This window comes from Amycolatopsis bullii, from assembly GCF_014654205.1.
Taxonomy (GTDB): Bacteria; Actinomycetota; Actinomycetes; order Mycobacteriales; family Pseudonocardiaceae; genus Amycolatopsis; species Amycolatopsis plumensis.
On record NZ_BNAW01000036.1, the window covers coordinates 65,189 to 88,528 of the forward strand.

Sequence of the window (23,340 nt, forward strand, 5' to 3'; positions counted from 1 at the left end):
CGAGCATGGCACCACCGATGGCTGCGGCTGGACTGTGCCCCCGAGTGTCCTCAGCCGAACATCCCCGGCTGGTACTCGCCCGCCGGGTTGCGGACGATCACGTTCAGCCGGTTCCACGCGTTGATCGTCGCCACCAGCGCGATCAGCGCCCCGATCTGCTCGTCGTCGTAGTGCTTGCGCACCGCGGCCCACGTCTCGTCGCTGACGCCGGTGTGCGCGTCCGCCAGGCGGGTGCCCTCCTCCGTCAGCGCCAGAGCCGCGCGCTCCGCCTCGGTGAACACCACCGCTTCGCGCCACGCCGCCACCATCGCCAGGCGGACCGCCGTCTCGCCGGCGGCCGCCGCGTCCTTCGTGTGCATGTCGAGGCACATCCCGCAGCCGTTGATCTGGCTGGCGCGGATCTTCACCAGCTCCTGGGTCGCGTGCGGCAGCGAGGACTCCTCGACCGGGCGGGACGCCGCGATCAGGCGCTTGACGAACTTGCCGGTGATCTCGTTCTCGAACATGTTGATCCGGGCTTCCATGGTCGTTCCCCTTCCATCGTCTGCTTCACCCCCTTGACGACCCGGGCGAAGGCGTTGTGACAGCACCTCGCGTGACGCCGGTCACGCCGAAATTCAGGTCCACACCTTTGCGTCCCCGCCCCGGCCGCCGATCACGCCGGCGGCACCGCCTCCGACCTGCGGACACCGCCCGGCTTGGCCCGCGGGCGGCGCTTCAAACGATCACGTTCAGGGGTCACCCACGGGGACACCACGACGGTTGCCGGGGCCGCCGGCGCGGCCGACGGTGACCTCACCAAGGAATCGACGTGTGGAAGGAGCACGACCGCGATGGCCAGGACCCTGCAGCCCCAGGAACTCATCGACAGCGCCGTGGTCGACCCGGCAGGCAACAAGCTCGGGAAGGTCGGCAACGTCTACCTCGCCGACGCGACGCACCAGCCCGAGTGGATCACCGTCAAGACCGGCCTGTTCGGCACCAAGGAGAGCTTCGTCCCGCTCTCCGGCGCGCACACGGACAAGGACGGCGTCCACGTCCAGGTCGACAAGGACAGCGTGTCGGACGCGCCCCGCATCGACGCCGACGGGCACCTCTCGCCCGAAGAGAGCACGCAGCTCTACCAGCACTACGGCCTGCCCGTGCCGCGCATGTCGCCGGACGGGCGGATGGGCCGGGACAAGGCCGCCATGGGCGAGCGCGGGAAGCGCGACGACCGCACCATGACGCGCTCCGAGGAACGGCTGAACGTCGGGACCGAGCAGGTCGAGACCGGGCACGTGCGGCTCCGCAAGTACGTCGTCACCGAAGAGCAGCAGGTCACCGTGCCGGTGCGGCACGAAGAGGTGCGCATCGAACGGGAGCCGATCACCCGCGGCGACGGGCCGGCGGAGATCGGCGAGGCCGAGCAGGACGTCGTCCTGCACGCCGAGAAGCCCTTGGTGCGCAAGGAAACCGTGCCCGTCGAGCGGGCGCGCCTGCGGAAGGAGACGGTCAGCGACGAGCAGACCGTGTCCGGCAAGGTCCGCAAGGAGCAGTTCGAAGTCACCGACGACGACCGCAAGCACCGCCGGTCGTGAAGGCTCCCGGGCGGGTGGCCGGTCCCCGATACCGGCCACCCGCCTGGGTCACCAGGTCGCCGGCTGCACCCGCGCCAGGAGGCCCACCAGCTGCAGTCCCTTTTTGCGCAGCGACGGCGGGAACGGCGGCATCGACAACGTCATCGCCTGCTCCGAGCCGTGGATGTAGAGCTCGAACTTCACCAGGAAGCCCCGCTTGGGCTCGGTGATCGCGACGTGCGTCCGCGGCACGCCGAACAGCGCCTTGCCCGGGCCGCCGGTGTACGCGTCGGCTTCGAAGAACAGCAGCTGCCGGTCGGTCAGCAGCAGGTAGAGCTCGCGCTGGGTGGTGATCGAGAACATCGTGCCGCCGCTCAGCACCGCGGTCGCGGCGGCGAGCGCGACGTGCCGGCCCAGCACCTTGCGCAGCGAGCCGACCTTGGCCATGGCGATCACTTCGGGCGTTTCGCCCGGTTGCATCATCGGTGCGGCGGTTTCGAGCAAGCGTCTTTCACGGCGGGCGCCCATGGGGGTTCCTTCGGGGAGAGGGGGAAGCGGACGCGCCACGCTAGACGACGTGCGCGAGCCGCTTTCCCGCACCCCACCAAGGAAAACGCCCAAACCGGCCGATCAGGACGTCAGCATCGGCGCCGCGAGGAACTGCTCCGGGATCGCGAACGCGTCCACCAGCGTGCGCGCGTGCGGGCGCAGCTCCGAGCACAGCCGGTTCACCGCCGACGTGACCGCCTTCGCGCGCGACGCCGTCAGGCGGCCGTGGCCGAGGAACCAGGCCAGGTCCTCTTCGATCGCCGACAACGCGTACAGGTCGCAGACCCGCTCCAGCAGTGAACGCGCGTCGGGGTCTTCGCAGCGCTCGATGCCGGCCACGAACGCCTCCAGGACCAGCCGCTCGACGTGGACGCGGCCCGCGCGCAGCACGTGGTCCTGAGCCGCGTTGAACACCCCGAACGGGTCCGACGCCGCCTTGCGCAGGCGCTTCGCCACCCCTTCGACGACGTGCTCTTCGCGGTCCTCGAACAGCCGCAGCTGCCACTCGCGGCGGAAGAAGACGTCCGAGTCGGACCCTTCCGTGAGCGACTCGAGCGCCTTGCGCACCGACGTCCGCTCCAGGAGCGTGTTGACCACCTGATCGGTGAAGAACCGGGCCGTCGCCAGCGGCGAGAGGTCCTCGAAGTCCTGCTTGTAGCTGGTCAGCAGCCCCTTCGCGACCAGCTGCAGCAGCACCGTGTTGTCGCCTTCGAACGTCGTGAAGACGTCGGTGTCGGCCTTCAGGCCCGGCAGGATGTTCTCCGCCAGGTAGCCCGCGCCGCCGCAGGCCTCGCGCGCGGCCTGGATCGTCGCCGTCGCGTGCCACGTGTTGAGGGCCTTCAGCCCGGCCGCGCGCGACTCCAGCTCGCGCTGCTCCTCCTCCGGCGCCGACGTGTCGATGTCGTGCAGCTTCGACACGAGCTCTTCCTGGGCGAAGTTCAGCGCGTACGTCTTGGCCAGCGCCGGCAGCAGCTTCCGCTGGTGCCCGAGGTAGTCGAGGATGACGACCTCGTCGCCGTCCGGCTTCATGAACTGGCGCCGGTGCTCGGCGTAGCGGATGGCCAGGGCCAGCGCACGCTTGGTCGCGCTCCCCGCGCTGCCGCCGACGCTGACCCGGCCGCGGATCAGCGTGCCCAGCATCGTGAAGAACCGGCGGCTGTCGCTCTCGATCGGGCTCGAGTACGTCCCGTCTTCGGCGACGTCACCGAAGCGGTTCAGCAGGGCTTCGCGCGGCACGCGGACGTTGTCGAAGGCCAGCCGTCCATTGTCGACACCGTTGAGCCCGGCCTTCGGCCCGCAGTCCTCGATGGACACTCCCGGCATCGGTTTGCCGTCGTCGTCGCGGATCGGGACGAGGAACGCGTGCACGCCGCGCTCCTCGGAGCCGGTGATCAGCTGCGCGAAGACCACTGCCAACCGGCCGTCGCGGGCGGCGTTGCCGATGTATTCCTTGCGGGCCATCGCATCCGGCGTGTTGATGACGAACCCGCCGTCCACATAGGTCGCCGTGGTGCGCAGGTGCTGGACGTCGGAGCCGTGGCCGTGCTCGGTCATCGCGAAGCAGCCCAGCACGTCGAGGTCCATGATCGCGCGCAGGTACCGCTCGTGGTGGCGCTCGGTGCCGAGCAGCTGGACGGCGCCGCCGAACAGGCCCCACTGGACGCCGGCCTTCACCATCAGCGACAGGTCGCCGTAACCGAGCAGCTCGAACGACGTCACCGAGCCGCCGACGTCGCCACCGCCGCCGTAGGCCGGGTCGAAGCCCAGGCCGGGGCGGTCGGTCGCGGCGAGCGCGCGCAGCTGGTCGAGCACCTGGGCGCGGTGCGCCTCGATGCCGAGGTCCACCGGGTCCCGGAACTTCGCCTCGGCCATCTGCGCCCGCACACCGCGGCGCAGCTCGGCCCAGCGACCGTCGAGGACGGCGGTCAGTGCGTCCGGATCCACCTTCGAGGGCACTTCGGGGACGTCCACGGCTACCTCCGGAAAGGACGAACGGCAGGCTTCCTACTCGTTGGTAGTAAGCCTGCCGCAGCGCGGGCGATCCCGCAGGTTCAGATCGGCGCGCCGTTGATCGTCACATTCGTGAAGCGCGCGTTGTCCACGTACTTCAGCGTGTTCGAAGTGTCCGCCACGCCCTCAAACGTGGAGTTCGCCACGGCGAACCCGTGCACGTGGGCGTTCGAAAGCCCGCTGACGTCGAACGTCTTTCCGGCGATCTTCGTGCTCGAGCAGTTGCTGATCGTGAACGGCCCGAACGACGGGACGGAGCTGCCGGTCTGGCTGTTGTAGGTGGACGTCACGAACACGAAGTTCCGCGCGAAGGTGCCGGACACGCTGTCGAGGTTGATGTTTTCGGAGAACCCGCCACGCAGCGTGTTGGACTTCACGTACAGCGCGAACTTCGTGTCACCCTTCACGGTGAGCCGGTAGGCGTAGACGTTGCGGATCCCGCCGGTCTGCTCGCTGCCGCAGGTGATCGCGCCCCAGTTGCCGTTCATCGCGCAGTTCACGACCACGAGGTTCTGGCACGGGACGTTCACCCGGCGCCCGTCCGCGTCGCGGCCGGACTTGATCGCGATGTTGTCGTCGTGCGCGCCCAGAGTGCAGTTGGCGATGACGACGTGGTCGCACGACTCCGGGTCGCAGCCGTCGGTGTTGCTGTGCGCGGTGCTCGGGTCGGTCCTGACGCCGTCGACCGTGACGTTGCGGCACAGTGTCGGGTGCAGCTGCCAGAACATCGAGTTCCTCAGCGTGATGCCCTGGATCAGCACGTTCTCGCAGGCGTACGGCTCGACGAACGCCGAGCGCATGGTGTGGCCCGAACCCGGCACCACCCGCTTCTCCGGCGGGATTCCCTTGGCCACCAGGGATTCCAGGTACGCGCGGTCGCTGCCCTTGTTCCACGACGACGTGGCCGCCGCGTCGAGCGTGCCGCTGCCGGTGAGGCCGATGTTATTCTGCCCGTGGGCGTAGATCATCGGAGAACGGTTGACGCACTCGATGCCTTCGTAACGCGTCAGGACGTTCGGGAACTTCGCGGCGTCGCCGCTGAACTTGAGGACCGCGCCCTTTTCCAGGTGCAGATCGACGTTGCTCTTGAGATGGACGGCGCCGGTCAGGAAACTGCCGCCGCCGGGCACGATCACGTGGCCGCCGCCGGCCGCGGCGCAGGCGTCGATCGCCTTCCTGATCGCCTCGGTGTTGTCGGTCTTGCCGTCGTTCTTCGCGCCGTAACCGGTGATCGGGAAACTGCGGTCTCCGAACACGGGAATCGTCGTGTTCGCGACGATGTCGTTCGCCGCCGGCCACGGGAGCGCCGGTACGTCGATGCGGGGCGCCGCCGAAGCGACCGCCGGGACCAGCGGCACCGCCGCCACCGCGAGTCCGCCCTTGATCAGCTGCCGCCGGGTGAACCTGCCGTCCATGAACACTTCCTTCACGAGAAGACTTTTGCGACGGCGGATCCGCGGCACGGACCGCGGGCACGACGAACTCTAGGCGGGAAAGAGGCGCCGGGTCCAGGCTTGCGCGATCGGCGAACCGGCTGTCATGATCGGGGCATGTCGATTCGAAAGGGCGTGCGCGCCCTCGCGCTTTGAGCGCCCCGCGGCGGCCGGACCGCCGATTCCCTGAATTTTCCGAGTGGCTGAACCACGCCTTCTGCACGGATCCCGCGGATCGTCCCGCGGCCGAAGACGCCATCAGCCGGCTCTACGCCCTGCTGGGCGAGCCACCGCCCCGGTTCGTCTGGGTCGCTTCCCCGAACGCGGCCGTGCCGCAGCTGCGATCGTTGCCGGAGCCGTGCACGGAACCGGTGGAAGCCCGCATGGCGACCTGGGTGGCCGCGCTGCGGAAACGCCGTCGCGCGCTGTCTCCCGATGCGGGGCAGACCATCAAGGACGCCATCGCCGGCCTGATCCGCACCGGCATCCGGGAGTCGCTCGGCCTGTACTGGTACGGCCAGCAGGACGCCTACTGGGTGACGCCGGACTCGGGTGACCCGGAGCTGGAGCTGTGGGCGACCCTCGTCCGCTCCTGCGGCTGGTGGTGGCCGCGGGACGGCGTCTGCGTCGTCGCCGAACGGCCACTGGCGATCCGCACGGACGGCTCGCGGCTGCACAGCGAGTCCGGGCCCGCGGTGGTCTACCCCGACGGCTGGGGCGTGTACGCCTGGCACGGCACGCGGGTGCCGTCGTGGGTGATCGAAGACCCCACCGCGGACCGGATCAACCGCGAGTTCAACGTCGAGGTGCGCCGCTGCGCGGTCGAGCACCTCGGCTGGACGGCGTACATCGAGCAGGCCGGGCTGCGGATCCTGAGCCGGGCGCCCGATCCCGGCAACCCGGGTTGTGAACTGCAGCTCTACGACCTGCCGCCGCAGAAGTGGCACGCGCCTTCGCGGCTGCTGCTGGCGGTGAACGGCTCGGTGGAGCGCGACGGCACCCGCCGTCGCTACGGGCTGCGCGTGCCCGCCGAATTCGACCATCCCCTCGACGCGGCCGGCTGGTCGTACGGGCTCACCGGAGCCCAGTACGCGCGCCTGCAGCGCCGGACCTGATTCTTGAGGTGATCACATGTTTCTTGCGGAATTGCTGGACCGGACCGGACTCGACGTCCTCGACCACCTGGACCGCCAGGTCACCGTGCCGGTGATCGACGGGCTCCAGGCCCAGGGTGACCTGATCGTGCTGCCGCTGGCGTTGCTGGGCTCGGCGCCCACGCGAGGCTATTGGTGGGACCTGCCGGAGGAAGGGCGCGAACTGGTGCGCGGGGAAGCGGGCAACAACCCGCACACGCTCGTCGCGGACCGCGGGACGTGCCGCATCTTGACGTGGCTGAACGACCCCGAACGGCTGGCCATCGCGGCGTTCCGGAACACGGCGCCGGCGTGGCTGATCCACCCGGAGCACGGGGCGACCGGGATCGCCCCCGGCGCGTGGTTCGTGCGGCGGCAGCGGGAGCTGGGGGCCGGGTTCCGGAAACCGGTGCTGATCGCGGACTGACGCGGGAGGGAACCGGGCCGCGGGGTGTTGCCGAGGGGGCAGCACCGCGCGGTCTCCGGCGGGGAAGCGGGGCGCCACTCGCAGGAGTGGCGCCCCGCCGATGTCAGGAACGAGTCATTCCTGGTGCTAAGTTCAGCCCAGGTCCGGGCCCTTCGCGCGCAGGTCGTCGACCTTGGTCATCGCCTCCCGCAGCTCTCCCAGCCAGCTGTCCGCGTGCTGGCCGACCAGCCGCACCGCCCACGCCAGCGCGTCCGAGCGCGACCGGGCCACGCCCGCGTCCACCAGCGTGTCCAGCACCAGGCGCTCCGGCTGGCGCAAGCGCGTCATCACCGGGGCCGAGTGCGTCGTGAACAGCGCCGTCGTGCCGCCCAGCCGCGCGCCCCAGGCCACCTTGCGCTGGTAGCGGTGCTCGGCCTGCCTCGCGATCTCGATGCGCTCGTCGCGCGTCTCCTCGCGGTACCGGCTGATCCGGCCCTCCTCGGCCGCCGCGCGGGCGGCGTCGTCCGGGTACTCCTCCGTCAAGGCCGGGAGCTCGCCGACCACGATGATCTCTTCGCGGTCGACCGTGACCTCCGGTGCGCCCGTGAACCAGCCGTCGGGCAGGCGGCCGCCGAACCAGGCCGCCGCGTCGTCCGCCGGTGGTACCTCGGTCTGCTGCCAGCCTCGGCTTCCGCGCCATCCGCGTCCCATGTCGCACCTCCGGGATTACATGATTACATCGCTACCGAACTTACGCCGAAGACACCGGGACCGGCACCGTGTTCTCCCAGGGCGATCAGAGCTGGGCGGTGAGCTCCTCGGCGGAGGTGACCGGACGGTCGCAGACGTACCCCCGGCACACGTACGCCGCCGGGGCGCCGCCGACCAGCGGGCGGTCGGCCAGCAACGGGACGCCCGGCGCGTCCGGCTCGCCGGCCAGCACGATGCCGCCGCCGTGCACGCCCCGCGCCGCGGCCAGCCGCAACGCCGGGTCCGCACCCACCACCGCGACCTGCACCGGGCCGGCCTGCAGCGCTTCGGCGACCGACAGCCAGTGCCCGGCGAACCGCGGCACCCGCCCGGCCAGCACCCCGGCCCGGCGCAGCGCCTGCTCGGCCGCCTCCCGGTAGCGCGCCGCGCTGTCGTGCCCCGCGAGCGCGGACGCCGTCAGCAGCGCCCCGGCCAGCGCGGACGCTCCCGACGGGCTCGCGTTGTCCCCCGGGTCCGCCGGGCGCTGCACCAGCGTCTCGGCGTCGTCGGCCGTGTCGAAGTACGCGCCGGGGACGTCCGGGGACGCGAAGTGCGCCAGCGCCAGGTCGAGCAGCCGGGTCGCTTCGGTGAGCCACTTCGCCTCACCGGTCGCCTGGTGCAGGGCGAGGAACCCGTCGGCGACGCAGGCGTAGTCCTCCAGCACCCCGGCGGACTCGCCGACGACGCCGTCGCGCGAGCTGCGCCGCAGCCGTCCGCCGACGACGTGCACCCGCAGCAGCAACCCGGCCGCCTCGACCGCCCACTCGATCCACTGTGGACGATCCAGGGCCACCCCTGCCTCGGCCAGCGCCGTGATCGCCAGGCCGTTCCAGGACGCGATCACCTTGTCGTCCCGGCCCGGCTGGGGTCGCTTCGCGCGCGCCTCCAGGAGCTTGACGCGCAGCGGCTCGGGCAGGTCGCCGAACAGGCGCAACGTCGACGCACCCTCCTCGAAGGTGCCTTCGGGAGTGACGCCGAACAGCTCAGCGGCCGAGTCGTCACCGACCACCTCACGCAGCTGCTCCGGCGTCCAGACGTACGTCAGCCCTTCGACGCCTTCGGTGTCGGCGTCCAGCGAAGAGGCGAAGCCGCCTTCGGGCGTCCGCAGGCTTTCGAAGAGGAACTCCGCCGTTCCGGTCGCGACCCGCAACGCCGTCGCCGAGCCGGTGCGCCGCCAGAGGTGCGCGTAGAAGCGCAGGAGCAGCGCGTTGTCGTACAACATCTTCTCGAAGTGGGGCACGATCCACTCGGCGTCGACGGAGTAGCGCGCGAAGCCGCCGGCCAGCTGGTCGTACAGGCCGCCGCGGGCCATCGCTTCGGCCGTTTTGTCCACCAGGGACAGCGCAACCGAAGAACCCGTGCGTTCGTGGTGGCGCAGCAGGAACTCCAGGACCATCGACGGCGGGAACTTCGGCGCGCGGCCGAACCCGCCGTTGACCGGATCCGCCTCCTGCTGGAGCTTCCCGACCGCGCCGGCGAGCACCGCTTCGTCCACAACGGACTCCTGCAGCGGCCCGGTCTGCTCGGCGAGGTGCGCGACGATCTGCTTCGCGCCGTCCAACAGTTCGTCCGGCCGCTCCTGCCACGCCTGGACGACGGCGGCGAGCAACTGCCGGAACGACGGCATCCCCGGCCGCGGCGACGGCGGGTAGTAGGTGCCGCAGTGGAACGGCTCGCCGTCCGGGGTCAGGAAACAGGTCATCGGCCAGCCGCCCTGGCCGGTCATCGCCTGGGTGGCGGCCATGTACACCGCGTCGATGTCCGGCCGCTCCTCGCGGTCGACCTTGATGTTGACGAAGTTCCCGTTCATCAGGGCCGCGGTCCCGGCGTCCTCGAACGACTCGTGCGCCATGACGTGGCACCAGTGGCAGGCGGCGTACCCAACGGAAAGCAGGATCGGCACGTTCCGCCGTTTCGCTTCGGCGAGCGCCTCGGGTCCCCACGGCCACCAGTCGACCGGGTTGTCCGCGTGCTGGAGCAGGTAGGGGCTGGTCGCGCTGGCGAGGCGGTTCATGGTTCCAGGGTCGCACCCGGGAAAACCGGGCGCGCGGTCACCGGCTCCTCGGCCACACTGATCCGGTGCTGCTGACCATCACGACGACCCGGAACCCCGCCACCGACCTGGGCTTTCTCCTGCACAAGCATCCGGAGAGGGCGCAGTCGGTCGCGCTGTCCGCCGGCACCGCGCACGTCTTCTACCCGGTGGCGACCCCGGACCGCTGCACCGCCGCGTTGTTCGTCGAAATCGATCCCGTCGGGCTCGTCCGCGGGGGCGGGACGTCGCTGACGCAGTACGTCAACGACCGCCCGTACGCCGGGGGCTCGTACCTCGCGGTCGCGCTGCGGGCCGCGTTCACGACGGCGCTCGCGGGCCGGTGCGCCGCGCGGCCCGACCTGGTCGAGGAGGCCTTCGACCTGGAGATCCACCTGCCGTCGCTGTCGGCTCGCGGTGGTCCGGAGGTCGTGCACAAGCTGTTCGAGCCGCTCGGCTGGCGCGTTTCGGCGACGCCGATCCCGCTCGACCCGCAGTTCCCGCAGTGGGGGGACAGCCGCTATGTCGATTTGCGGCTCGCCGGCACGCAGCGCGTTGCCGACGCGCTGCGGCACCTGTACGTCCTGCTGCCGGCGCTCGACGGCGACAAGCACTACTGGGTCGGCCAGGACGAGGCCGACAAGCTGCTGCGCGCCGGCGACGGCTGGCTCGCCGGGCACCCCGAACGGACGCTCATCACGAACCGCTACCTGGAGCGGCGCCGCCCGGTCGTCACGTACGCGCTTTCGCGGCTGGCCGAGGCGGACGACGTCCCGGCGGAGGCCGAAGCGCTGGTCACGGAGGTGCCGGACAAGCCGGAGAGCCTCGCGTCGCAGCGTCACGGCAGCGTGCTCGCCGCGCTGCGGGCCGCGGGCGCCCGGCGCGTGCTGGACCTCGGCTGCGGCTCCGGCGCGCTGCTGCGCGTCCTCGAAAAGGAGCGGTCGTTCACCGAAATCGTCGGTGTCGACGTGTCGAGCAGTGCGCTGGACATCGCCGAGAAGCGGCTGAAGGGCAGCACCCGCGTCACGCTGCGGCAGTCCGCGCTGACCTACGCCGACCCGGCGCTGGCCGGGTTCGACGCCGCCGTGCTCATGGAGGTCGTCGAACACGTCGACGCCGACCGGCTCCCCGCGCTGGAACACGCGGTGTTCGAGGTCGCGGCGCCGCGCACGGTGCTCGTCACGACCCCCAACGCGGAGTACAACCGGCTGTTCGAGTTCCTGCCGATGGGGCATTTCCGGCACGCCGACCACCGGTTCGAATGGACCCGAGCCGAGTTCCGCGCCTGGGCGGACGGCGTCGCGACCCGGCGCGGCTACGACGTCCGATACCTGCCGATCGGACCGGAGGACCAGGAATCGGGACCGCCGACCCAGATGGCGGTCTTCACCACCCAAAAGGAGGTGGCCGCGTGAAGCTGACCGTTCCCGACATGGCGCTCGTCGTGCTCGTCGGCGCTTCCGGCTCCGGCAAGTCGACGTTCGCGCGCACGCACTTCGCGCCGACGCAGGTGCTCTCCAGCGACTTCTTCCGCGGGCTCGTCGCCGACGACGAGAACGACCAGTCGGCCTCGGCCGACGCCTTCGACGCGCTGCACTACGTCGCGGCGAAGCGGCTCGCGGCCGGCCGGACGACCGTCATCGACGCGACTAATGTCCAGCGCGCTTCCCGGGCGAGCCTGGTGAAGCTCGCGAAGGAGCACGACGTGCTCCCGACGGCGATCGTGCTCGACCTGCCGCTCGGCGTCTGCGCCGCGCGCAACGCCGGGCGGCCCGACCGCGACTTCGGCGACCACGTGATCCGGCGGCAGCGCGGTGAGCTGCAACGATCGCTGAAGTCGCTGGAGCGCGAGGGGTTCCGGCGCGTGCACGTGCTGCGGTCCGAGGCCGAGGTGGCCGAGGCCGAAATCGTCGTCGAGCCGCTGCGCAACGACAAGCGGGAGCTGACCGGGCCGTTCGACGTGATCGGCGACGTCCACGGGTGCGCGGCCGAGCTCGAGGAGCTGCTCGCCGAGCTGGGGTACGTCGACGGCGTGCACCCGGACGGGCGGACCGCGGTGTTCGTCGGCGACCTCGTCGACCGCGGCCCCGACACCCCGGGCGTGCTGCGGCGCGTGATGGCGATGGCGTCGTCCGGGAACGCACTGGTCGTGTGCGGCAACCACGAGCAGAAGCTGGTGCGCGCCCTGCACGGGCGGAAGGTCAACGTCGCGCACGGGCTCGCCGAGTCGCTGGAGCAGCTGGGCGCGGAGAGCGAGGAGTTCCGCCGTCAGGTCCACGAGTTCTGCGACGGGCTCATCGCGCACTACGTCCTCGACGGCGGGAAGCTCGTCGTCGCGCACGCCGGGCTGCCGGAGCGGTACCACGGGCGCGCGTCCGGGCGGGTGCGCAGCATGGCGCTCTACGGCGACACGACCGGCGAGACCGACGAGTACGGCCTGCCGGTGCGGCTGCCGTGGGCGCGCGACTACCGCGGCACCGCGATGGTCCTCTACGGGCACACGCCGACGCTCGAGGCGGAATGGGTCAACAACACCATGTGCCTCGACACCGGCGCCGTCTTCGGCGGGAAGCTGACCGCGCTGCGGTACCCGGAGCGCGAAGTCGTCTCGGTCAAGGCGCGCCGGGTCTGGTACGAGCCGGCCCGCCCGCTCGATGCTTCCCGGCCGCTGGGCGGGCGCGAGCCGGCGGTGCTGGAGCTGACCGACGTCACCGGGAAGCGGATCGTGCAGACCGCCCACCACGGCCGGGTCGGCGTCTCGGCGGAGCAGTCGGCGGCGGCGCTGGAGGTGATGAGCCGGTTCGCGGTCGACCCGCGGTGGCTCGCGTACCTGCCGCCGACGATGGCGCCGTGTTCGACCTCGGCCCGGGAGGGTTACCTCGAGCACCCGGAGGAGGCGTTCGCCGAGTACCGGGCGGCCGGGGTCGAGGCGGTGCTGTGCGAAGAGAAGCACATGGGCTCGCGGGCCGTCGTGCTCGTCTGCCAGGACGACGAAGTGGCGTACCGACGCTTCGGCATCCGCGGTGGCGGCGCGGTGTACACGCGGACCGGACGCCCATTCTTCTCCACTGCGCAGAACGCTGCCCTCCTGGCCGACGTGCGCACGGCGGCGGCCGGGCTGTTCGAGGAGCTCGGCTCGGGCTGGCTGCTGCTCGACGCGGAACTGCTGCCGTGGAACGCGAAGGCCGGTTCGCTGATCGCCTCCCAGTACGCGTCGGTGGGGGCGGCGGCCCAGGCCGTGCTGCCCGCGGCGGTCTCGGCGATGGCCACGGCCGCCGCGCGCGGCATCGACGTCGGCGACCTCCTGGCGCGGACGGCGTCCCGTTCCTCCACAGTGGACTCCTACCGGACGGCGTACCGGCGTTACTGCTGGCCGACGTCCGGCCTCGACGGCGTGCGGCTGGCGCCGTTCCAGCTGCTGGCGTCCGAAGGGAAGGCCTACCACGACCGGCCGCACGCCTGGCACCTCGCTTTGCTGGATCAGTTGCCCGGCTCGCGCTTCCAGCGCACCCGGACGCTGGAGGTGGACCTGCTGGACGAGGCGTCGGTCGCCCGGGGCGTCTCGTGGTGGGAGGAGCTGACGGCGGCCGGCGGCGAGGGCATGGTCGTCAAGCCGGCGGCGAACCTGGCCCGCGGGCCGCGCGGGCTGGTCCAGCCCGGGGTGAAGGTGCGCGGGCGCGAGTACCTGCGGATCATCTACGGCCCGGACTACACGCTGCCGGAGAACCTGGAGCGGCTGCGCAAGCGCGGGCTGAACCGCAAGCGGGTGCTGGCGCTGCGCGAGTACGCGCTGGGCCTGGAGGCCCTGGAGCGCGTGGCGCGGGGTGAGCCGCTGTGGCGGGTGCACGAGTGCGTGTTCGCGGTGCTCGCGCTGGAGTCCGACCCGGTGGACCCGCGGCTGTGAGCCTGTCGCTCCCGCTACCATGCCGGACGTGGCGCTCGACCGGTTCGAGAACTTTTCAGGACTTGAGTACCGATTGTCGGACTCGCCCTACGTCGAGGGCGTATACCGGGTGGCGCCGAATGGCGGGCACGGCAGTTTCGCGCCGGAGCGCATGGTGTCGGTCGTGAACTCGAACTGGGAGCTGCTGGTGTGGGCGTCGGACGGCGTCACCACCGTGTCGGTCCGCGGTCCCGAGACCCGGCCCACCGTGGTCCCGTTGGGCGGCGGGCTGGGCAGCACCTTCGGCGTGATCTTCCGGCACGGTGCCTTCCTGCGGATGCTGCCCGTGGGCGGGCTTGTGGACAGCAGCGTGTCGAGCCCGTACACGACGCCGCGCTCCTTCGTGCTGCAGGGCAGCGAGTGGGAGATCCCCACCTACGAGAACGCGGAGACGTTCGTGGAGCGCTTGGTCCGGGCGGGGTTGCTGGTGCGGGACCCGTTGGTGACCGACGTCGTCGCCGGGGACCGGCCGGTGCTGGTCACACCGCGCTCGGTGCAGCGCCGGGTCGCAGCGGCCACGGGCCTGACGCAGGGCATGATCCGCCAGATCGAGCGGGCGCGGCAGGCCACGATGCTGCTGCGGCAGGGCGTGGCCGCGGCCGAGGTCGTGCATCTGGTCGGGTATCACGACCAGCCACATCTGGCGCGGTCGCTGACCCGGTTCGTCGGCCGGACGGCGACCCAGCTGCGGCGGCCCACCACCGGCGAGGTGGTGTCGCTGCTGTACAAGACCGAGGTCCAGGTACGGCCGTAGGTTCGAAGTCAGCCGGAAGAGCCGGCCACAAGAACCGAGGAGCACCAGTGGCTTTCACCCAGATCTACGTCAACCTGCCGGTCGCCGACCTGGACGCGAGCACGGCGTTCTACACGGCGCTGGGTGGGGTGCTCAACCCGCAGTTCACCGGCGAGACGTCCGCGCAGGTCGTCCTCGGCGAGGCGGTGACCGTGCAGGTGATGACGCACGAGCAGTTCGGCCTGTTCACCTCGCGGCCGGTCGCCTCCGGGGCGATCGAGTCGATCCTGGCGCTGTCCGCCGAGTCGAAGGAGGACGTCGACCGGCTGGTCGAGGCCGCGGTGAAGGCGGGCGGGTCCGAGCCGCGCCCGGCCCAGGACATGGGCTGGCTGTACAACCGTGCCGTGGACGACCCGGACGGCCACAGCTGGGAACTGCTCTCGTACGACGCGTCGGCGATGCCCGGCACGCCCGAATGACTCGGAACGGTGACGGGCGCGGACGGTGGGTTCACCGCTTTCGGAACACGCCCTAATCGGCCTTGGTGACCGGGAGGTCCTTCGCGGGCTTCTCGGTCACCTCCGGCTCGGTCTTCTCGGCGGGTTGCTCCACCGCGGCCTCTTCGGCCGGCGGGTCGTCGAAGCTGGCCGGGACGCGCTTGAGGTGCTTCGTCATCGAGCGGACCAGGAAGGCCACCGCGATGAGGAAGAGGATCAGCACCAGGAAGCCGACCGGGGAGGACTTGCCGAAGTCCTCCCCCTGCCCGCCGTTGTCGCCGTTGCCCGGCTGCTGCGTCAAGACCAGGGCCGACGCGGTCACCGGAAGGGCCACGCCGGCCGGCAGCGTCAGACTCATGTGTTCACCTTCTCCTCGATGCCTGCGAACAGGTCGTCCTCCGGCAACGTGCTGTCGACCAGCGACTTCACCAGCTCGTACTCTTCGGTCGGCCAGACCTCGCGCTGGATCTCCAACGGGACGAAGAACCAGCGGCTGTTCGGGTCGATCTGGGTCGCGTGCGCCTTCAGCGCTTCGTCCCGCACCTCGAAGTATTCACCGCACTCGACGCGGGTCGTCACCCGCTCCATCACATCGGCGCGGTCGGGGTCCCACTTCGCCAGCCACTCGGTGTACGGCGACTCGAGCCCGGCCTCCTTCAGCGCGGCGTCGAAGGCCACCATCCGGGCCTTCGAGAAGCCGTGCATGTAGTACAGCTTCAGCGGCTGCCACGGCTCGCCGGCGTCGGGGAAGCGATCCGGGTCCGGGGCCGCGTCCCACGCCGCCATCGACACCTCGTGGGTGCGGATGTGGTCGGGGTGCGGGTAGCCACCGTTCTCGTCGTAGGTGGTGATCACGTGCGGGCGGAACTCCCGGATCACGCGCACCAGCGCCTCGGCGGACTCCTCCAGCGGCACGACGGCGAACGAGCCCTCCGGCACCGGCGGCAGCGGGTCGCCCTCCGGCAGGCCGGAGTCGACGAAGCCGAGCCAGCGCTGGTTCACGCCGAGGATCTTGGCCGCACGGGCCATCTCCTCGCGGCGGATCTCAGCCATGTTCGCCAGCACCTCGGGCCGGTCCATGGCCGGGTTCAGGATACTGCCGGCCTCACCCCCGGTGCACGTGACGACCAGCACCTCGTGCCCCTCGGCGGCGTAGCGCGCCATCGTGGCGGCGCCCTTGCTCGACTCGTCGTCCGGGTGCGCGTGCACGGCCATCAGGCGCAGGCGCGGTTTGGCGGTGTTCCTCAACTCGTCGGCGTCCACCATGCTCGGAACGACTCCCCTTCTGCCCTTATTCCGCGACCCACGTGCGGGCCGCCCACCCAGCGGGCGGATACTCGACGCGTACCCGCACCCCCATTGTCCCCAGGGGTACGACAAGAACGAGCAGGAGGCCCGGGTTGGCAGGCGGACCGGCGGAAACGGCCAGCGCCCCCGCGCTGCCCGAAGGCCGGTACGGCACCGGGCGCGCCACGACGTCCCGGCGCTGGCGGCGCTGGCTGTTCCTGGCCGTCGCCCTGCTGGTCAGCGGCCTGATCGCCTGGATCGCGTACGTCAACCTCGGGTCGGCGCCGATCGACGCCGAGCGCATCGCGTTCAGCGCGAAACCGGGCAACGCGATGGAAATCACCATCAACGTCACCCGGGACGACGACAACCGGCCCGGCGTGTGCGTCGTCCGGGTCCGCGACAAGACCGGCGCCGAGAGCGGCCGCAAAGAGCTCCTGATCCCCGCCGGCGCGAAGTACAGCAGGATGAGCACGACGATCAAGAGCATCGGGGAACCGGTTACTGCAGACGTCTTCGGCTGCTCGTACGACATACCACGCTATCTGTCAACCCCATAGCGGCCAACGGGGTGAACCGCGCGCCCAACGCCCAGGGTGCGGGGAAATAACGGGCGTCGACCTCTCGCGCCGTGATACTCTGACCCCTCAGCACGGTCCGCGACGGGCCGTGTTTTTCCTTTATCTCAGCCACGCGGGCACCTACGCCCGCGTGGGCCGGCTTGAACACGCAAGCCTGGCAGGCCCGACGAGGAGATGGTGACCGTGAGCGACACCAAGGTGACCTGGCTCACCCAGGATGCCTACGACCGGCTCAAGCACGAGCTCGACGAAATGATCGAGAATCGGCCGGTCATCGCCGCGCGCATCAACGACAGCCGCGAAGAGGGTGACCTCAAGGAAAACGGCGGTTACCACGCGGCTCGCGAAGAGCAGGGCCAGGCCGAAGCGCGCATCCGGCACCTGCAGGAGCTGCTGCGCTCGGCCAAGGTCGGCGAGGCGCCCGCCAACGACGGCACCGCCGGCCCCGGCAAGGTGCTCACCGTCCGGTACGAGGGCGACGACGAGGACGAGAAGTTCCTGCTCGCCACCCGCGAAGAGGGCGCCGAGGGCGAACTCGACGTCTACTCCCCGGAGTCGCCGCTGGGCAAGGCCCTGCTCGGCGCCAAGGAGGGCGAGTCCCGCGAATACGAGCTGCCCAACGGCAAGGTCCAGAAGGTGACGCTCGTCAAGGCGGTTCCGTACACCGAAGCCTGACAACGCGGCTAGCGTGTCCTCCCAGGATCCACATTCTGGGAGGACGGACCGTGAGCACCGAACCGATGTGCCAGGCCTGCGGCATGCAGTACGCCGCGGCCCGCGAGGACTGCCCGATCTGCGAGGACGAACGCCAGTACGTCCCGCAGTCCGGGCAGCAGTGGACGAACCTTTCCGCGCTCCGCTCGAGTGGCACGTACACCCCGCGCGTCGAAGAGCAGGGCCCCGGACTGACCGGGGTCGGCTCGAACCCGGGGTTCGCGATCGGCCAGCGGGCCCTGCTGGTGCGGGCCCGCTCGGGCAACTTCCTCTGGGACTGCGCGGCCTACCTCGACGACGCGCTGGTGGCGCAGGTCGAGGAGCTGGGCGGGATCACCGGCATCGCGATCAGCCACCCGCACTACTACACGACGATGGTGGAGTGGGCGCACGCCTTCGACGTGCCGGTCTACCTGCACGAAGCCGACCAGCAGTGGATCGGCAGGCCCGACCCGGCGGTGAAGCTGTGGTCCGGCACCACCCTCGACGTCGCGGACGACCTGCGGCTGATCAACCTCGGGGTGCACTTCGACGGCGGCACGGTGCTGCACTGGCCGGACGGCGAAAACGGGCAGGGCGCCCTGCTGTCCGGCGACATCGTGCAGGTGATCCCGGACCGCACGCACGTGGGCTTCATGTACAGCTACCCGAACCTGATCCCGGAGCGGCCGAGCGTCGTCCGCCGCGCGGCGGAGCTGCTGGCGGGGTACCGGTTCGAGGCGATCTACGGCGCCTGGTGGGACGCGATCGTGCGCACCGACGGCTTCGAGGTCGTCCAGCGCTCGGCCAAGCGCTACCTGGCCCACGCGCTCGACCAGGCCTGAGCTGAGGGCGCACCTGCGATGCGGTGAATGACTCATTCCTGGCGTCCGATGCCAGGAATGAGTCATTCACTGCGTTCGGGCGGTCCGCTCCAGCAGGGGGCGGACCCGCGGCGGCACCGGCGTCGACAACGCGATCGACGTCGACGTCCGCAGCACGTCCGGAACGCCGACCACCTTGTCGATCACCCGCTGCAGGTCGTCGTTGCCCCGGGCCACCATGCGGACGAACAGGTCGCCCTGGCCGGTGGTCGCGTGGACCTCGCACACCTCGTCGATCGCGGCGAGAGCCTCCGCCACCTCGGCGCGGCGGCCCTGCGCGATCTCGAGCACCGCGAACGCCGTGAGGCCGTAGCCCATCGCCGCGAGGTCGAGCTCCGGCGGGAAGCCGCCGAGGATGCCGCGCTCGGTCAGGCGGTCGAGGCGCGCCTGGACCGTTCCGCGCGCCACCCCGAGGCGGCGCGCGCACTCCAGCACCCCCAGGCGCGGGGAGTCCGTGAGCAGCAACAGCAGTCGCGCATCCAGCGCATCGAGGTTCTCCGCCATGCGCAGATTGTCCATCATGACCGCCGATCTCCGGCACGCACCGGTCAGATTGTCCAGCGAAATCAGAGACCATTGCGCATCTTGCCTCGCAAGGATGATCCTTCGAGGTATGACCCAGACTGCCGAACCCCAGGGTGCCCTCGACGACGTCAGCTACGACCAGCTGCGTCAGCTGGTCGGGCTCGTCGACCACGACGCCTCGACCGACCCGTTCCCGGTCAAGGCCATGGACGCGGTGGTGTTCATCGCCGGCAACGCCACCCAGACCGCCTGGTACTACCAGATCGCGTTCGGGATGCAGCTCGTCGCCTACTCCGGTCCCGAGACCGGCGTCTACGACCGCAAGAGCTACGTCCTCAAGTCCGGCTCGGCCCGGTTCGTCATCACCGGCGGCGTGAAGCCTGACTCGCCGCTGCTGGACCACCACCGCAAGCACGGCGACGGCGTCATCGACCTGGCGCTGGAGACCACCGACGTCGACAAGTGCATCGAGCACGCGCGCGCCCAGGGCGCGACCATCCTCGAGGAGCCGCACGACGTCTCCGACGAGCACGGCACGGTCCGCGTCGCCGCGATCGCGACCTACGGCGAAACCCGCCACTCCCTGGTCGACCGGTCGCGCTACAACGGTGTCTACCTGCCCGGCTACGAGCCGCGCGAGAGCACGATCAAGCGGCCCGAGGGCGCGCCGAAGCGGCTGTTCCAGGCCGTCGACCACTGCGTCGGCAACGTCGAGCTCGGCAAGATGGACTACTGGGTCGACTGGTACCACCGCGTCATGGGCTTCGTGAACATGGCGGAGTTCGTCGGCGACGACATCGCGACCGAGTACTCGGCGCTGATGAGCAAGGTCGTCTCGAACGGCAACCACCGGGTCAAGTTCCCGCTGAACGAGCCGGCCGTGGCGAAGAAGAAGTCGCAGATCGACGAGTACCTCGAGTTCTACGACGGTGCCGGCTGCCAGCACATCGCGCTGGCCACCAACGACATCATCGCCACGGTCACCGCGATGCGCGCCGCGGGCGTCGAGTTCCTCGACACCCCGGACTCCTACTACGACGACCCCGAGCTGCGCGCCCGGATCGGCAACGTCCGCGTGCCGATCGAGACGCTCAAGGAGCACAGCATCCTGGTCGACCGCGACGAGGACGGCTACCTGCTGCAGATCTTCACGAAGCCGATCGGCGACCGCCCGACGGTGTTCTACGAGCTGATCGAGCGCCACGGCTCGCTCGGCTTCGGCAAGGGCAACTTCAAGGCCCTGTTCGAAGCGATCGAGCGCGAACAGGAGCGCCGAGGCAACCTCTGACACATTTCGGCGGAGGCCACGATAGGGGACCCCGGGGTCCCCTATCGTGGCCTTTGCCGTGAACCGGGAACCGACGGCGTCCCGGCTCCGTCTGTGTGAGTGGAGGGAAGGGGGCCGGATGCCGGACAGCATCGACGCCAGCGACGCGATGATCGACAACTGGACCAAGCGGCTCGAGGAGAACGCCGCCCGGTACCAGGCGCTGGCCGATCGCATGCAGGGCCAGACGGTCACCGAGCGGTCGAAGGACGGCACCGTCCAGGTGACCGTCGATTCGCGCGGGCTGCTGAAGAACCTCGTCATCGCCGAAACCGCGGCGGGTAAGCGGATGGCGGAGGTGTCGGCGCAGGTGATGCAGCTGGTCCAGCGCGCGCAGGCGCGGATTCCCGAGTTGCTGCAGCAGGCGATGACCGAGACGACCGGCACCGGCGACCAGGCCGCGGCGGAGATCGTCCGCGAGGCGCAGAGCACGTTCCCGGAGCCGCCGCCGGAGCCCGAGCCGGCGTTCCCGGAGCCCGACCGCGTCCGCCGGTTCCTGCCGGAGGACACCGAGGAGCCACCGCGCACCCCGCCGCCTGCACCACCTGCGCCACCGCAGCAGCCGCAGCCACCGCGGCGCCGCCGTCCGGCCGACGATGACGACGACGACTTCGGCGGGCCGATTCTTTCCTGAGGGGGAAACCGATGACGGACGTGGAACTCAGCACCGACCTCACGGCGCACGCGAAGCAGCTCGACGCCATCGGTGACGGGCTGCAGCAGGCCGTCGACGCGGCGAACCAGGTGAGCATGCCGACCGACGCGTACGGCATCCTCTGCCAGCCGTTCCGGATGCTGCTCGACCCGGTGGAGCAGTACGGGATCGACGCGCTGAAGGACGCCGTGCAGGCGATGACCGCGGTGTCGGGCAAGGTGCGCGAGGCCGCGGCGGCCTACCGCAGCTACGAAACCGGGGTCGCCGACGACCTGAACAAGTCCGCGGGCGGTGCGTGATGCCGGAGGGCAACCCGCTCGTCGCCGACGCCAAGAAGGACCCGGACGGTCCGGGCGCGTTCACCGCGGGCAACGGCGACTACGGCTGGGCCGGCGGCATCGGCATCGCCGAGTCGTCGATGGACGCGTTCAACGGGATCAAGGACGGCGACTGGGTTTCCGGCGGCCTCGGCATGCTGTCGCTGGCCGGCGAGATCGCCGGGGCGGCGATCGACCCGTTCGGGTACCTGATGTCGTCGGTGGCGTCGTTCCTGATGGAGCACGTGCAGCCGTTGAAGGACATGCTGGATTCGGTCGCGGGCAACCCGCCGGTGATCCAGTCCTATGCGGACACTTGGGGCAACGTCTCGAAGGCGCTCGGCGAGCGCAAGACGGACTTCGACAACGCGGTCAAGAACGGCACAACGGGCTGGACAGGGGCGGGCGCGGACGCGTACCGCGCCTTCGCCGCCGAGCATTCGGACGCGCTGTCGGGCGCGGCGACGGTGGCCGGCGCGATCAGCACGGTCACGATGATCATGGGCCAGATCGTCTCGTTCGTGCGGGAAACCGTGCGGCAGCTGATCGCCGACCTGGTCGGCAAGCTGATCTCGTGGGTGATGGAGGAGGTCTTCTCCCTCGGCTTCGGCACGCCGGTCGTCGTCGCGCAGGCGTCGGCCGCGATCGCCGAGTGGGGCAAGAAGATCGCCGGGCTGCTCAAGAAGCTGACCGACTCGATCCGCCGCGTGTCGCCGCTGCTGTCGAAGCTGGTGGACATCTTCGAGAAGATCGCCAAGGTCTTCGGGAAGGTGCTGGGCAAGGTCAGCGGGCTCGACGGGCTGAAGGTCAAGGAAGGCGGCTTCGTCCGGAAGATCCCCAAGGGCGAGGGCGGCGGAGTCCACACCCGCGCCCACGGCGGAGACGGCGAGGGTTCGCACGGCTCCGACGGGGACAGTCCGCATGGCTCCGACGGCGCTGACGGGGACGCGCCGAGTTCCGGATCGGGCCGGGATGGGGACGGGTCGCCGGACAGCAGCCCGTCGGCGGCGCGCTCGGGTGACGGCACGCCGAACACCCGCACCGGAGAAGACTCACCTTCCCGAGCCGGGGACGGTTCTCCTGCGCACACCGGCGAATCCAGCCCTTCGGGGACTCGCGCGGGGGACGACACGCCTTCGCACGCGGGCGACAACAGCCCCCGGCCGACGCGCTCTGGCGAATCCGGCCCGTCGCCGACCCGCGCTGGGGACAACACCCCCTCACACGCGGGCGACCACAGTCCCTCACCCACCCGTGCCGGAGACGCCAGCCCCTCGCCGACCCGCGCTGGCGACAACAGCCCTTCCCACGCGGGCGGCAACAGTCCCTCGGCGACTCGCGCCGGGGACAACAGCCCTTCCCACGCAGGCGACTCCAGCCCCGCACCCACCCGCGCCGGGGACAACACCCCCTCGCACGCGGGGGACAACGGTCCCGCACCCACCCGCGCCGGAGACTCCAGCCCTTCGTCCACCCGCGCAGGCGACAACACCCCCTCACACGCAGGCGACTCCAGCCCTTCGCCGACCCGCGCCGGAGACAACACCCCTTCGCACGCAGGCGACTCCAGCCCTTCACCCACCCGCGCCGGTGATGGTGGTCCGGCGCCGTCGTCGCACAGCGGGTCGCCGAGTCGCGCCGATGGTGGAAGTCCCGCGCGGTCCGATGGTCCCGGCTCGCACTCGGGTGGCGATACCCCGAGCAGCGCCGCACCTGCGCGTGCCGATGGCTCGACCTCCGCCAGCGGCACTGCGCCCACCGCTCCGCGCACGGGTGAGCCCGGCACCGTCCCGTCGCCGAGAGGCGGGGATGGCGCCTCCGCACCCGGCCTGCCGCCGCAGGGGGGTGCTCCGATGATGGGTGGCAGCGGCATGCCGCCCGGGGGCGGAGCCGGTGGTGGCGGCCTCGGCGGCTCCCCGCGCACCGGCGGTGGCTGGACCGGTACCCCCGGCACCCCGGGCGCGCACGTCGACGCCCCCGGACGGCCCCGCACCGGCGGTGACCTGCCCGGCGGCCGCCCACGCAC

The 23,340-nt window shown here is 70.8% G+C and carries 22 protein-coding genes and 1 pseudogene; 14 read left to right on the forward strand and 9 right to left on the reverse strand.

Features of this window, described 5'->3' with window-relative positions:
* Positions 1-50: 50 nt before the first annotated feature.
* Positions 51-524 carry a carboxymuconolactone decarboxylase family protein gene (locus IE317_RS30945; RefSeq protein ID WP_191314886.1) on the reverse strand — a complete coding sequence of 158 codons (474 nt, stop codon included), beginning with the start codon at positions 522-524 and terminating at the stop codon, positions 51-53.
* A gap of 309 nt (positions 525-833) precedes the next feature.
* Here IE317_RS30945 and IE317_RS30950 point away from each other — a divergent pair, with 309 nt between their 5' ends.
* On the forward strand, positions 834-1,580 hold the full coding sequence (locus IE317_RS30950; RefSeq protein ID WP_191314887.1) for a DUF2382 domain-containing protein: 747 nt from the start codon (positions 834-836) through the stop codon (positions 1,578-1,580).
* 48 nt (positions 1,581-1,628) lie between these two features.
* Here the strand turns inward: IE317_RS30950 and IE317_RS30955 are convergent, their stop codons facing one another.
* The 3 genes from IE317_RS30955 to IE317_RS30965 form a co-directional block, all read right to left on the reverse strand.
* On the reverse strand, positions 1,629-2,087 hold the full coding sequence (locus IE317_RS30955; protein ID WP_191314888.1) for a hypothetical protein: 459 nt from the start codon (positions 2,085-2,087) through the stop codon (positions 1,629-1,631).
* Between the two features lie 102 nt (positions 2,088-2,189).
* Complete coding sequence (locus tag IE317_RS30960) at positions 2,190-4,079, reverse strand: acyl-CoA dehydrogenase family protein (RefSeq protein WP_191314889.1); 1,890 nt, start codon at positions 4,077-4,079, stop codon at positions 2,190-2,192.
* 80 nt (positions 4,080-4,159) lie between these two features.
* Positions 4,160-5,533: a glycoside hydrolase family 28 protein gene (locus IE317_RS30965; RefSeq protein ID WP_191314890.1), complete on the reverse strand. Its 1,374-nt coding sequence runs from the start codon at positions 5,531-5,533 to the stop codon at positions 4,160-4,162.
* 401 nt (positions 5,534-5,934) lie between these two features.
* Here IE317_RS30965 and IE317_RS30970 point away from each other — a divergent pair, with 401 nt between their 5' ends.
* Complete coding sequence (locus IE317_RS30970; RefSeq protein WP_229903013.1) at positions 5,935-6,666, forward strand: DUF6745 domain-containing protein; 732 nt, start codon at positions 5,935-5,937, stop codon at positions 6,664-6,666.
* 16 nt (positions 6,667-6,682) lie between these two features.
* Positions 6,683-7,111 (forward strand): hypothetical protein, encoded by a 429-nt coding sequence (locus IE317_RS30975; protein ID WP_191314892.1) that lies wholly within the window; start codon positions 6,683-6,685, stop codon positions 7,109-7,111.
* 132 nt (positions 7,112-7,243) lie between these two features.
* Here the strand turns inward: IE317_RS30975 and IE317_RS30980 are convergent, their stop codons facing one another.
* Positions 7,244-7,801: a hypothetical protein gene (locus tag IE317_RS30980; protein ID WP_191314893.1), complete on the reverse strand. Its 558-nt coding sequence runs from the start codon at positions 7,799-7,801 to the stop codon at positions 7,244-7,246.
* Positions 7,802-7,886: 85 nt separating this feature from the next.
* Positions 7,887-9,854: a thioredoxin domain-containing protein gene (locus IE317_RS30985; RefSeq protein ID WP_191314894.1), complete on the reverse strand. Its 1,968-nt coding sequence runs from the start codon at positions 9,852-9,854 to the stop codon at positions 7,887-7,889.
* A 65-nt stretch (positions 9,855-9,919) separates the two neighbouring features.
* Between IE317_RS30985 and IE317_RS30990 the strand changes: the two genes are divergently transcribed.
* The 4 genes from IE317_RS30990 (at position 9,920) to IE317_RS31005 (ending at position 15,027) form a co-directional block, all read left to right on the forward strand.
* On the forward strand, positions 9,920-11,287 hold the full coding sequence (locus IE317_RS30990; RefSeq protein WP_191314895.1) for a 3' terminal RNA ribose 2'-O-methyltransferase Hen1: 1,368 nt from the start codon (positions 9,920-9,922) through the stop codon (positions 11,285-11,287).
* Positions 11,284-13,776, forward strand: a complete 2,493-nt coding sequence (locus tag IE317_RS30995; protein WP_191314896.1) for a polynucleotide kinase-phosphatase — start codon at positions 11,284-11,286, stop codon at positions 13,774-13,776. The genes IE317_RS30990 and IE317_RS30995 overlap by 4 nt, the downstream gene beginning before the upstream one ends.
* A 163-nt stretch (positions 13,777-13,939) precedes the next feature.
* Positions 13,940-14,569 carry a helix-turn-helix domain-containing protein gene (locus tag IE317_RS31000; protein WP_229903014.1) on the forward strand — a complete coding sequence of 210 codons (630 nt, stop codon included), beginning with the start codon at positions 13,940-13,942 and terminating at the stop codon, positions 14,567-14,569.
* A 47-nt stretch (positions 14,570-14,616) separates the two neighbouring features.
* Positions 14,617-15,027, forward strand: a complete 411-nt coding sequence (locus tag IE317_RS31005; protein ID WP_191314898.1) for a VOC family protein — start codon at positions 14,617-14,619, stop codon at positions 15,025-15,027.
* 52 nt (positions 15,028-15,079) lie between these two features.
* Here IE317_RS31005 and IE317_RS31010 read toward each other — a convergent pair whose 3' ends face one another.
* Positions 15,080-15,403: a hypothetical protein gene (locus tag IE317_RS31010; RefSeq protein WP_191314899.1), complete on the reverse strand. Its 324-nt coding sequence runs from the start codon at positions 15,401-15,403 to the stop codon at positions 15,080-15,082.
* Entirely contained in the window at positions 15,400-16,311 is a 912-nt protein-coding gene (gene mca, locus IE317_RS31015) for a mycothiol conjugate amidase Mca (protein WP_191314900.1), read from the reverse strand. Before mca ends, IE317_RS31010 begins: the two co-directional genes overlap by 4 nt.
* Before the next feature lie 134 nt (positions 16,312-16,445).
* Between mca and IE317_RS31020 the strand changes: the two genes are divergently transcribed.
* The 3 genes from IE317_RS31020 to IE317_RS31030 all read left to right on the forward strand — a co-directional run bounded on the left by IE317_RS31020 (position 16,446) and on the right by IE317_RS31030 (position 18,451).
* Positions 16,446-16,892 (forward strand): DUF4307 domain-containing protein, encoded by a 447-nt coding sequence (locus tag IE317_RS31020; protein WP_191314901.1) that lies wholly within the window; start codon positions 16,446-16,448, stop codon positions 16,890-16,892.
* A gap of 195 nt (positions 16,893-17,087) precedes the next feature.
* On the forward strand, positions 17,088-17,588 hold the full coding sequence (gene greA, locus IE317_RS31025) for a transcription elongation factor GreA (RefSeq protein WP_191314902.1): 501 nt from the start codon (positions 17,088-17,090) through the stop codon (positions 17,586-17,588).
* Between the two features lie 50 nt (positions 17,589-17,638).
* Positions 17,639-18,451: an MBL fold metallo-hydrolase gene (locus tag IE317_RS31030; RefSeq protein ID WP_191314903.1), complete on the forward strand. Its 813-nt coding sequence runs from the start codon at positions 17,639-17,641 to the stop codon at positions 18,449-18,451.
* Between the two features lie 66 nt (positions 18,452-18,517).
* On the opposite strand, the gene IE317_RS31035 is transcribed toward IE317_RS31030, so the two are convergent.
* Positions 18,518-18,994, reverse strand: coding sequence for an Lrp/AsnC family transcriptional regulator (locus IE317_RS31035; protein WP_191314904.1), 477 nt, complete (start codon positions 18,992-18,994; stop codon positions 18,518-18,520).
* Between the two features lie 109 nt (positions 18,995-19,103).
* Between IE317_RS31035 and hppD the strand changes: the two genes are divergently transcribed.
* The 4 genes and pseudogenes from hppD to IE317_RS31055 all read left to right on the forward strand — a co-directional run.
* Entirely contained in the window at positions 19,104-20,303 is a 1,200-nt protein-coding gene (gene hppD / locus IE317_RS31040) for a 4-hydroxyphenylpyruvate dioxygenase (protein ID WP_191314905.1), read from the forward strand.
* A 118-nt stretch (positions 20,304-20,421) separates the two neighbouring features.
* Positions 20,422-20,976, forward strand: a complete 555-nt coding sequence (locus IE317_RS31045; RefSeq protein ID WP_191314906.1) for a YbaB/EbfC family nucleoid-associated protein — start codon at positions 20,422-20,424, stop codon at positions 20,974-20,976.
* An 11-nt stretch (positions 20,977-20,987) separates the two neighbouring features.
* Entirely contained in the window at positions 20,988-21,296 is a 309-nt protein-coding gene (locus IE317_RS31050) for a type VII secretion target (protein ID WP_191314907.1), read from the forward strand.
* A pseudogene (locus IE317_RS31055) lies at positions 21,296-23,340 on the forward strand (hypothetical protein); the annotation flags it as partial. The gene IE317_RS31050 and the pseudogene IE317_RS31055, both read left to right, overlap by 1 nt.

Excerpts from the sequence above, each read along its gene's own strand:
- IE317_RS30945 (WP_191314886.1), bottom strand. The coding sequence starts at position 524 with ATGGAAGCCCGGATCAACATGTTCGAGAACGAGATCACCGGCAAGTTC.
- IE317_RS30950 (WP_191314887.1), top strand. The coding sequence starts at position 834 with ATGGCCAGGACCCTGCAGCCCCAGGAACTCATCGACAGCGCCGTGGTC.
- IE317_RS30955 (WP_191314888.1), bottom strand. The coding sequence starts at position 2,087 with ATGGGCGCCCGCCGTGAAAGACGCTTGCTCGAAACCGCCGCACCGATG.
- IE317_RS30965 (WP_191314890.1), bottom strand. The coding sequence starts at position 5,533 with ATGGACGGCAGGTTCACCCGGCGGCAGCTGATCAAGGGCGGACTCGCG.
- IE317_RS30970 (WP_229903013.1), top strand. The coding sequence starts at position 5,935 with ATGGCGACCTGGGTGGCCGCGCTGCGGAAACGCCGTCGCGCGCTGTCT.
- IE317_RS30975 (WP_191314892.1), top strand. The coding sequence starts at position 6,683 with ATGTTTCTTGCGGAATTGCTGGACCGGACCGGACTCGACGTCCTCGAC.
- IE317_RS30980 (WP_191314893.1), bottom strand. The coding sequence starts at position 7,801 with ATGGGACGCGGATGGCGCGGAAGCCGAGGCTGGCAGCAGACCGAGGTA.
- IE317_RS30985 (WP_191314894.1), bottom strand. The coding sequence starts at position 9,854 with ATGAACCGCCTCGCCAGCGCGACCAGCCCCTACCTGCTCCAGCACGCG.
- IE317_RS31010 (WP_191314899.1), bottom strand. The coding sequence starts at position 15,403 with ATGAGTCTGACGCTGCCGGCCGGCGTGGCCCTTCCGGTGACCGCGTCG.
- mca (WP_191314900.1), bottom strand. The coding sequence starts at position 16,311 with ATGGTGGACGCCGACGAGTTGAGGAACACCGCCAAACCGCGCCTGCGC.
- greA (WP_191314902.1), top strand. The coding sequence starts at position 17,088 with ATGGTGACCGTGAGCGACACCAAGGTGACCTGGCTCACCCAGGATGCC.
- IE317_RS31035 (WP_191314904.1), bottom strand. The coding sequence starts at position 18,994 with ATGGCGGAGAACCTCGATGCGCTGGATGCGCGACTGCTGTTGCTGCTC.
- hppD (WP_191314905.1), top strand. The coding sequence starts at position 19,104 with ATGACCCAGACTGCCGAACCCCAGGGTGCCCTCGACGACGTCAGCTAC.
- IE317_RS31045 (WP_191314906.1), top strand. The coding sequence starts at position 20,422 with ATGCCGGACAGCATCGACGCCAGCGACGCGATGATCGACAACTGGACC.
- IE317_RS31050 (WP_191314907.1), top strand. The coding sequence starts at position 20,988 with ATGACGGACGTGGAACTCAGCACCGACCTCACGGCGCACGCGAAGCAG.